Consider the following 9693-nt stretch of genomic DNA (forward strand, 5'->3'; position numbering starts at 1 on the left):
CTCCCCGGCCCTCTCCCCCTGAAGAGGGAGAGGGAGTGAGGAGCGGAAACTATCCCCCCGAACGCTCGAACATCATGTCATAGGCGCGGCCGTCGCTGACCTTCAGGCCGGTGACCTTGCCCGCGCCGTCGCGGACGAAGCTGATCAAGCCCATCTCGCTTTCGAACACGTCCTTGTAGGAGGGTGTCAGCTTGAGCGGCGGCCAACCCGGACGGTTGATCGCGATGCCGTTGCCGTCGCCGGAGACGATCAGCGCCACCGGATTGTCGATGCTGGCGAAGCGGCCGGTGAAATCGGCGGCGCCCTGCAGCGTGACCGGATCGACCTTGCGATAAGGGACCATGATGCCCTCGCGCGTCAGGCGGGAGAGGCTGCCGTCCTTGCCGAAGATGAAGTCGCCGCCGCCCGCGTCCCACCGGCCCGGCGAGACGGGGTCGAGCGCGCGGCCGTCGGCGGTGATGCCCGTGGCGGTGGCGTCGATGCGGACGGGAAAGCCCGTCCGGACCTCCGCATAGAGGCCGGACGGGAAGGGGCCCTTGGCGACATAGGGCTTGGCCGGTGCCGCCGGGGGCAGGAAGATGTCCGCGACGCGGTGGCCGATCGCGGTGGTGTTCACGTCGGCGGCGTTGCACAGCAAAGCGATCGACAGTTTCTGTGCAGGATAGCGTGCCGCCCAGGCACGATAGCCGCCGGTCGCGCCCGAATGCGCGATCTCCTGCTGGCCGTCATGCTCGAGCTGGACGAGCCCGGCGGCATAGGCGATCGGCTTGCCGTCGTTGAGCACGGCGCGCGTCGCCAGCTTCTCCGAAATGCCCAGCGTGTTGCGGTCGAGCGCCTCGTTCCAGATCAGCAGGTCGCCGACGGTGGTGAGCAGGCCGCCATTGCCATAGGCGTCTTCGATGACGTTATCGATATAATAGCCGTCGGCGTTCTTGCCATAGGCCTTGGCGCGGCCGGGGACGAGCCGGGCGTGATCGTCGCGCCATTGCGTGTGCGTCATGCCCAGCGGTTCGAACATGCGCTTGCGGCCGAATTCGGCCAGCGTCTGCCCGCTCACGCGCTGGACGATGATCGCCATCAGGTTGAAGTTGGTGTTGCTGTAGAGATAATAGTCGCCGGGCGCGAAGTTCAGGCCCTTTTGGCGGCGCGCGATCTCCAGCACATGCTCGTTGGCGGCGGTGCGGCTGTTGCGCGGCCAGCCTTCGAGCGCGGCGACCGAGCCCCAGTCGCGAAGGCCGCTGATATGGCTGACCATGTGGCGAAGCTGGATGGTCTTGCCGTAATCTGGCAGTTCCGGGATGTATTTGCGGACATCGTCGTTCAGGCTCAGCTTGCCGTCGCGCTCCAGCATCAGCAGCGCGGCGGCGGCGAACTGCTTTGATGTCGATCCCGCTTCATAGACGCTGGCGGGATTGGCGCGCACGTCCAGCTCCAGATCCGCCAGGCCATAGGCGCGTTGCAGCACCGGTTTGCCGTTCTTCGCCACGCCGACCGCGCAGCCCGGCGATGCACCGCCCGACCAGGGTGCGAAGATCGCGTCGACGCGCGCCGCGCTGTCGTCGGGCGCGGCGATCGCGGGGGCGGAAAGTGCGGCGCCGGCGAGAAGCGCCGAGATCAGGGTGGATTTCAAGGCTGGCATGCGGGGCTCCTGTTCGTGATGATGGCCACCGTCATTCGACGGGCGCGGCGCGATAGATGTCGAGGTCGATCTCGTTCTCCCAGCGCGCGACGGTGGTCGCTGCCGCCAGGTCGCTGGAGACGTTGGGGATGGTGCGGATCATGTCGAGCGGCCGGTCGATCGGCAGGATGAAGCCGACGAGCAAGGCGGTCTGTTCCGGGCTGATGCCGACGCCCGACAGCACTGCGACCAGCAGGAACAGCGCGGCTGAGGGGATGGGGGCGACGCCCATGGTGACGCTGACGATCGAGAAGAACAGCAGCGCATAGTCCGACGGCGACAGGATGATGCCGAAGCTCTGCACCGCGAACATGCAGAGCAGGCCCATATACATGGCCGATCCGTCCATGCACATCGTCGCGCCCAGCGGCAGCACGGTGGAAGTGACCGGCGGCTTGATCCCCAGATTATGCTCGGCGACCGACATGGCGACGGGCAGGGTGGCGGAGCTGGAGGCGGTGGAGAAGCCGACGAGCAGCGCGTCCGACGATCCTTTGAAGAAGGGCAACACCGGCAGCCAAGCGCCCAGCCGGACGAGCCCGCCATGCACGAACAGCGTCTGCACCGCCGATCCCAGCACGACGCATAGTGCCAGCCAGAAGATGCTGGTGAAGGCGCCGAACCCGCTGGTGCCAACGAGTGTCGCCATCAGCGCGAAGACGCCGAACGGCGCGGTCTCCATGATGATGCCGACCAGCTTCAGCATCACGGCGGTCGCGCCGTGGAAGACATCGGCGACGATCTTTCCGCTCGGGCCAGCGACGAGTATGCCGATCGCGAACAGGATCGCGAAGAAGATGATCGACATCATCTCACCATCGGCGATCGCGCGGATCGGATTGAGCGGGATGATCGACATCATCTGTTCGGTGAAGGGCTTGGCCTGCTGCATCGAAGCACTTGTCGCGCCCGCCAGCGAGACGCCGGCGCCCGGCTGGATCAGCGTGCCGATCGACAGCCCGATCACCGCGCCGATCATCGTCAGCAGCAGGAACAGGCCCAGCGTCTTGACGCCGATCGAGCCCAGCTTGCGCGGATCGCCCAGCGCGGAGATGCCCGAGACGATGATGACGAAGACGAGCGGCGCCACGAGCATGCGGATCAGGCGGACGAACAGGTCGCCGATCCATTTGATCTGCGCCGCGCCATCACCCCATAGCCAGCCGACGAGCACGCCGACGATCAACGCGCCCAGGATGCGCTTCCACAGCGGAATATCGAACCAGTAGCGCCGGATCGCGCCGCCTTTGCCGGTCATGTGCAGGTTCCGGCGGCTGGGGTCTTGCGCAGCGCGCGTCCGGCGGTAGCGCCCGTGGGCTTGCCGCCATCGATCGCCAGCGTGCCGTTGACGAGCAGCGTGCGCACGCCTTCGCTCAGGCGATCGGCATTCACATAATCGGCTTTCGGGCGATAGGCCGCCGGGTCGAAGACGACGATATCGGCGAAATAGCCGGGGCGCAGATGGCCGCGCCGGTCGAGCCTGAAGGTGTCGGCGACGCGGCCGCTGCTCGAATTGATGAAATCGGCGAGCGAGATCGCCTTTTCCGCCAGTACGTAGCGCGCATATTTCTCGGGATAGGTGGCGTACATGCGCGGATGGCCCTGCGAACCGTCCGATCCGGTCATCACCCAGGGCTGTTTCATCAACCGGGTGATGTCGTCATTGTGCATGCCGAACGAGATGGCCGAATTGGCGCCGTCGGGATCGAGAATGACGCGCAGCGCCGCCTCGATCGGATCGACATTCCATTCGCCCGCAATCTCGGCGAGGCGCTTGCCCGTCCAGGGCTTGTTCTTGCTCGGCAGCAACATGGTGGAGGGGCCGCCGCGCAGCTTCAGGCTGGCCGCCATGTCCTGCCTGATCTTCGCCGCGAGCGCGGGATCGTCCAGCCGCTTACGGAACGCCTCCATGCCGCCGGCGACCGCCCAGCGCGGCACCAGCAGCGCGGCCAGGCTGGTTTGCGAGGCGGCCCAGGGATATTGATCGGCGGTGACCTTGAGGCCTTCGGCGCGCGCCGCCTCGACGGCGCCGATCATGTCGACCGACTTGCCGTGCACGCCGGGGCCGGCCGCCTTGAAATGCGAGAAATGGACGGGGATGCCGGTTTCGCGGCCGATCCGGATCACTTCCTGGACCGAGTTGAGCAGGCCGATGCTGTCCGAGGATTCGTCGCGCTGGTGGGTGTCGTAGAAGCCGCCGCGCACCGCCGCCTCGCGGGTGACGGCGATCACCTCTTCCGTTTTGGCGAAGCTTTGCGGGGCATAGAACAGGCCGGTCGACAAGCCCAGCGCGCCTTCGCACATCCCCTTCGCCACCATCGCCTTCATGCGGCCGAGCTCGGCATCGTCGGGCGCGCGCGCGTCGGACTTTAGCACTGCCTGGCGGACCGCGCCGAAGCCGACATAGGCCGCGACGTTGAGGCCGTGGCCAGCGGTTTCGACATGCGACAGGAAACCGCCGACATCGACGGTGCCGCCGGGCTGGCCGTTGCCGTCCGATCCGGTGAAGATCGTCGTCACGCCCTGCATCATCCAGGGCAGGTTCAGCCGCAATTCGGGCGTGTCGCCCATGATGAACCGGTCGGAATGGGTATGGGTGTCGATGAAGCCCGGCGCGACGATCATGTTCGTGGCGTCGATCACGCGCGCGTTACGATAGCGCATCTTTCCCGCGTGGCCGATATGGACGATCCGGTCGCCCTTGATCACCACGTCGCCGATGACGGGCGTCTGCGACGTGCCGTCATAGATGGTGCCGCCGCGGATCACGATCGTGTCGGCGCGTTCGGGCGCCGCAGCGGCTGCCGGCAACGCGGCGGCCGCCAGAAGCGCAGCCGGCAGACGGGCTCGCACTCCCTTCCTTCGCTTGGATCGCATCACGCAGCATTTCCCCCATTATCCCTTATCCGCGGAGCATCGCCGATCGGTGCGCGCGGACAAGCGAAGATCATTCCACGCACCATAGACGCAGGCTATCGATTGCGCGCACCGGCTGTTGCCGACGGGCCCCGCGGAATGCATAGTGAAACCGCCATGGCCCTGATGAATCTCCGTCATATCGAAGTGTTCCACGCGGTTTATCAGGCCGGGTCGGTCAGCGGCGCGGCGCGCGTGCTTCAGGTGTCGCAGCCATCGGTCAGCAAGGTGCTGCGCCATGCCGAGAGTCGGATCGGCTTTCCGCTGTTCCGCCTGGTCAAGGGGCGGCTGATCCCGACCGACGAGGCGCATATCCTGTTCAACGATGCGCGCGACGTGCACATGCGCATCGAATCTCTGCACGAGACCGCCAAGAATCTGCGGCGCGGCGCGGAGGGGCATTTGCGCCTGGCGGTGCTCCATTCGCTGGGACTGGATGTCGCGCCCGCCGCGGTCGCCAGCTTCCGCCGCGATCACCCCGACGTCTCGTTCGACATCAAGACGCTGCACAATGAGGATATCGCGCGCGCGCTCTACGAACGGAATTGCGACATCGCCGTCGCCTATGACGCGCCACGCAATCCCCGGCTGGCCGAAGTGAAGCTGGGATCGGGCGAGCTTGTCGTGCTTTATCACCGCGCCGACCTGCCCGATGCGCCCGAGCGCATCTCGCTCGACATGATGGGCGATCTCAACCTGATCCGGCTGGTCAATGCCGGTTCGGTCGGCACCCTGTTCAACCGTTTCGTCACCGACGACGCCTTCGGCCCGTCGAGTATCCTGGTGCAGACCTATTTCGTCGCCGCCGCGCTGGTGCAGCGGCGCGCGGGCTATGCCGTCGTCGACGAATATACCGCGCTGGCGCGGCTGACGCCCGAGCTCGATTATCGCCCGCTGGCCGACAAGGTCGCGTTCGACGTGTTCGGCATCCATCTGGCTGATCGGCCGCTGTCGCAGCTCGCCAGCAAATTCCTGGAGACCGTACGCGGCGCGCTGGAAGCGGCGCGATCGTCACCCCCCGCGCGAGCGTAGCCCTGGGGGGTGCCCCCCGATCATAACCGACGTCTATACTTCCTGTCCGCCTTTGGGGATTGGCGCGGAGTGGATTGTGAACGAGATCATGGCCACATCCAAAACAGAGACAATGTTCGCGAGGTTCCAGTGATTCCACATCCCTATCTCCTGTATCTCGGCAGCGCGACCGACGAGCTTTCGGTCAAGACCGCGCGGGGCGTCGCTGCCTGGCGGCCCGAACTCTGCCTGGGTGAAGCGCGCGACGCGGGCGGCACCGTCAGCATCGGCCTGCCCCAGATGACTGTCGAGGAAGCGGTGGCCCAGGGCGCCAAGACCGTGATCATCGGCTTCGCCAATTCGGGCGGCTTCATGTCGGCGGAAACGATCGCGTTCGCGGTGTCTGCGCTGCGCGCCGGGCTGAACGTCGCATCTGGCCTGCATCAGCGCCTGACCGCGAGCCCGGAGATCCGCGAAGCCGCGGAGGCCGCCAATCTGAGCCTGTTCGACGTGCGTGAGCCGCCCGCGAACATCCCCGTCGGCAACGGCAAGCCGCGCGCGGGCAAGCGCCTGCTGGCGGTGGGCACCGATTGCTCGGTCGGCAAGATGTACACCACGCTCGCGCTGGAGCGTGAGATGAAGGCGCGCGGGATCGCCGCCGATTTCCGCGCGACCGGCCAGACCGGCATCTTCATCGCCGGCGCGGGCGTGCCGATCGACGCGGTGGTCGCCGACTTCATCTCGGGCGGTGCCGAATGGATCTCCCCCGCGCGCGAGGATGGCGGCTGGGATCTGATCGAGGGCCAGGGTTCGCTGTTCCACCCCTCCTATGCCGGCGTTTCGCTGGGCCTGCTCCACGGGTCGCAGGCCGACGCGCTGGTGCTCTGCCACCAGGCGGGCCGCACGCGCATCCGTTTCCTGGAAGGGCACCCGATCCCCGATCTCCGCACCTGCCTCGATCGCAATCTGGAAGCCGCGCGGCTGACCAATCCGGACGTGGTGGCGGTGGGCGTGTCGCTCAACACCTGGGGCATGGATGCCGAGGCCGCCAAGCGTGCCTGCGCCGAGGCGGAGGACCTGCTGGGCCTGCCCGCGCAGGACCCGGTGGCGATGGGCGTTGACCGGATCGTCGACAGGATCGTGCAATGCTTCGCGGCCTGAACGCCGAAATCGGACGCTGGCAGCTCAACAAGCCGTTCCGCATCTCGCGCGGCGTCCGTACCGCGATCGACGTCGTCACGGTAACGATCGATCAGGGTGGCGTGATCGGGCGCGGCGAATGCTCGCCCAATGCGCGTTACGGCGAAACCGCCGAAAGCGCGCTCGCCCAGATCCAGGCGGTGGGCGACGCGCTGCGCGAGGGCGCGACGCGTGAACAGCTTCGCACGCTGCTGCCGGTGGGCGCGGCACGCAATGCGGTCGATTGCGCTTTGTGGGATCTGGATGCCGCGTTGGGCGTGCCCGATGCGGTGGCGCTGCTCTCCGCGCCGCTGCCGGCGATCCACACCGCCTTCACCGTCAGCCTCGACACGCCCGAGAAGATGGGCGAGGCGGCGAAGGAGCTGCGCGGCATCGAACTGGTCAAGATCAAGTCCAACGGCGAGGATACCGAGGCGTGCCTGCGCGCCGTTCGCGCCTCGCTGCCCGGCTCGCGCCTGGTGGTCGACGCCAATGAGGGCTGGTCGATCGAGCTGCTCGAACAATTGCAGCCGGCGCTGGTGGAGCTCGACATCCGCATGGTCGAACAGCCGCTGCCCGCCGACCAGGACGGCGATCTGCTCGGCTTCAAGTCGCTGGTGCCGATCTGCGCCGACGAATCCTGCCACGTCGCCGCCGATGTCGAACGGCTGGCCGATCGCTACGACATGGTCAACATCAAGCTCGACAAGACCGGGGGCCTGACCGAGGCGCTGCAATTGCTCGCGGCTGCGCGCGCGCGGGAAATGGGCGTGATGGTCGGCTGCATGATGTCGACCTCGCTGTCGATCGCCCCGGCCCTGCGCGTCGCGGCGCATGCCGACTATGTCGATGTCGACGCGCCGCTGTGGCTGCAATCCGATCTGCCGGGCGGCATCTCGCTCGCCGAAGGGGGCAGGGTGGTCGTGCCCGCGCCCGGCTTCTGGGGCGATCGATCGGTGGTGGCGTCCTGACGATCGACCGCGTAACCCTTTGACACGAGGATCAGACTGTCAGGGGGTTAAGCGATGCGAAAGAAGGACCTGGGCTTGTGGCTGGCGGGCGCCGCCGCCGTGCTCGTCACGACGGGGGCGGCGATGGCGCATGGCCAGTCCGCGCCCGCGGCGGGGCCGAGCGAGACCAAGGCGCTGAACGCGGGCGTGGTGCCCGCGCCCGCCCGGCGGCCCGGCGAAGGGCTTGGCCCGTTCCGCAAGATGGTGATCCGTGGCGTCACCGTGATCGACGGCACGGGATCGCCGCCGCGCGGCCCGATCGACATCGTCGTCGAGAATAACCGCATCACTGCGATGCGGCCGGCGGGTACGCCGGGCCTGCCGCTCAAGGACGGTCGCGCGCCGAATGACGCCGATTACGAACTCGACGCCACCGGCATGTATGCGCTGCCCGGCTTCATCGACATGCACGCCCATGGCAGCGGCACCGACAAGGCGCCGGACCTTGGCTATTCCTACAAGCTGTGGCTGGCGCATGGCGTCACCTCCGTCCGCAGCGTGCCGTTGGCGCCGCTGGAAGTGTCGCTGAGCGAGAAGCGCCGTTCGGCCGCCAACGAGATCGCGGCGCCGCGCATCTTCGCCTGCCAGCGCCCCGGCGACGGCGTGGGCTGGGGCGGCAAGCCGATCGATGGCGAGGCGGCGGCGCGCGCCTGGACGCAATGGGCGGCGAAGCAGGGCGTCGATTGCGTGAAGATCATGCTGCCCGCCGATTTCAGCCCGGCGGCGTTCAAGGGCGTGGTGGAGGAAGCACGCAAGCTGGGGTTGGGCACCACCGCGCATCTGACGCAGACCGGGCTTTCGCGCATCGACGCGCGCAAGGCGGGCGCGATGGGGCTGGGCACCGTCACCCATTTCTACGGCCATATGGAATCGCTGCTGAAGAACGGCGCGGTCCAGCATTATTCGACCGATTATAATTTCAACGACGAGCAATATCGCTTCGCCGAGGTCGCCGATATCTGGGACCAGACCTATGAGCCCGGATCGGACGAGTGGAAGGCCTATCTGCGCGAGCAAAAGGCCAACAACGTCACTTTCGATCCGACGATGACGATCTATGCCGCCTCGCGCGACCTGATGCGCGCGCGCACCGCCGACTGGCACGAGAGCTATACCACGCCGCAGCTCTGGGATTATTTCCAGTCGAACCGCGAGAATCACGGATCCTATTTCTTCGACTGGACGACGCGGATCGAGGTGCAGTGGCGGCGCTTCTACGATCGCTACATGCGGCTGGTGAACGATTACAAGAATATCGGCGGCCGGGTGACGATCGGCACCGATTCCGGTTTCATCTTCAAGACCTACGGCTTCGGCTATCCCGAGGAGATGGAGTTGCTCCAGGAAGCCGGCTTCGATCCGCTGGAGGTGATCCAGGCAGCGACGTGGAACGGCGCGCTGACGATCTACGAACCCAAGGGCGTGGCGGAGCCGCCGATCGGCGCGCTGCTCGTCGGGCGGCTGGCCGATATCGTGCTGGTGAAGGAGAATCCGCTCCAGAACTTCAAGACGCTCTACGGCACCGGCACGCCGCGCCTCAACGAGGCGACGCAGAAGCAGGAACGGGTGGGCGGCGTCAGCTACACGGTGAAGGACGGCATCGTCTACGATGCGAAGAAGCTGCTGGCCGATGTGGCGGAGATGGTCGCCGCCGAGAAACGCCGCGCCGGCTGGCCCGATAAGGGCGTGCCGCGGCCGTGACCTGCCATCCTGGCATTCCCGCGAAAGCGAGAAGCCAGCTTCTTCTTTTTCTGACGCTTCACGGAAAAGCTGGATTCCCGCCTGCGCGGGGATGACAGTGGGGGGACTCCGCGTCCCCCGAAAGCGGGAATGACACGAGGTGCGTATCACCCCCTGAAACAACGCGGCCCGCGGAGCCGGGAGCTTCGCGGGCCGCAC

7 protein-coding genes are annotated in these 9693 nt (G+C 66.7%); 4 read left to right on the top strand and 3 right to left on the bottom strand.

All coding sequences use genetic code 11. From position 1 onward, the window contains the following. Positions 1–49: 49 nt before the first annotated feature. From AC3WN8_RS05755 to AC3WN8_RS05765, 3 genes are read right to left on the bottom strand one after another with little or no spacing between them, the layout of a single operon-like run. Positions 50–1639, bottom strand: a complete 1590-nt coding sequence (locus AC3WN8_RS05755) for a serine hydrolase domain-containing protein (RefSeq protein ID WP_492668440.1) — start codon at positions 1637–1639, stop codon at positions 50–52. Positions 1640–1670: 31 nt separating this feature from the next. Continuing rightward, complete coding sequence (locus AC3WN8_RS05760) at positions 1671–2936, bottom strand: dicarboxylate/amino acid:cation symporter (RefSeq protein ID WP_492668441.1); 1266 nt, start codon at positions 2934–2936, stop codon at positions 1671–1673. Further along, entirely contained in the window at positions 2933–4531 is a 1599-nt protein-coding gene (locus AC3WN8_RS05765) for an N-acyl-D-amino-acid deacylase family protein (RefSeq protein ID WP_492668442.1), read from the bottom strand. Before AC3WN8_RS05765 ends, AC3WN8_RS05760 begins: the two co-directional genes overlap by 4 nt. Before the next feature lie 180 nt (positions 4532–4711). Between AC3WN8_RS05765 and AC3WN8_RS05770 the strand changes: the two genes are divergently transcribed. The 4 genes from AC3WN8_RS05770 (at position 4712) to AC3WN8_RS05785 (ending at position 9495) form a co-directional block, all read left to right on the top strand. Then, positions 4712–5626, top strand: coding sequence for a LysR family transcriptional regulator (locus AC3WN8_RS05770; RefSeq protein ID WP_492668443.1), 915 nt, complete (start codon positions 4712–4714; stop codon positions 5624–5626). A gap of 129 nt (positions 5627–5755) precedes the next feature. Next, positions 5756–6766: an N-acetyltransferase DgcN gene (gene dgcN / locus AC3WN8_RS05775; protein ID WP_492668444.1), complete on the top strand. Its 1011-nt coding sequence runs from the start codon at positions 5756–5758 to the stop codon at positions 6764–6766. Then, positions 6751–7755 (top strand): N-acetyl-D-Glu racemase DgcA, encoded by a 1005-nt coding sequence (gene dgcA, locus AC3WN8_RS05780; protein ID WP_492668445.1) that lies wholly within the window; start codon positions 6751–6753, stop codon positions 7753–7755. The genes dgcN and dgcA overlap by 16 nt, the downstream gene beginning before the upstream one ends. A gap of 54 nt (positions 7756–7809) precedes the next feature. Further along, entirely contained in the window at positions 7810–9495 is a 1686-nt protein-coding gene (locus AC3WN8_RS05785; protein ID WP_492668446.1) for an amidohydrolase family protein, read from the top strand. Positions 9496–9693: the final 198 nt, after the last annotated feature.

This window comes from Sphingobium sp. FW305-3-2-15-F-TSA7 (genome assembly GCF_058787155.1).

Excerpts from the sequence above, each read along its gene's own strand:
- AC3WN8_RS05755 (WP_492668440.1), bottom strand. The coding sequence starts at position 1,639 with ATGCCAGCCTTGAAATCCACCCTGATCTCGGCGCTTCTCGCCGGCGCC.
- AC3WN8_RS05760 (WP_492668441.1), bottom strand. The coding sequence starts at position 2,936 with ATGACCGGCAAAGGCGGCGCGATCCGGCGCTACTGGTTCGATATTCCG.
- AC3WN8_RS05770 (WP_492668443.1), top strand. The coding sequence starts at position 4,712 with ATGGCCCTGATGAATCTCCGTCATATCGAAGTGTTCCACGCGGTTTAT.
- dgcA (WP_492668445.1), top strand. The coding sequence starts at position 6,751 with ATGCTTCGCGGCCTGAACGCCGAAATCGGACGCTGGCAGCTCAACAAG.
- AC3WN8_RS05785 (WP_492668446.1), top strand. The coding sequence starts at position 7,810 with ATGCGAAAGAAGGACCTGGGCTTGTGGCTGGCGGGCGCCGCCGCCGTG.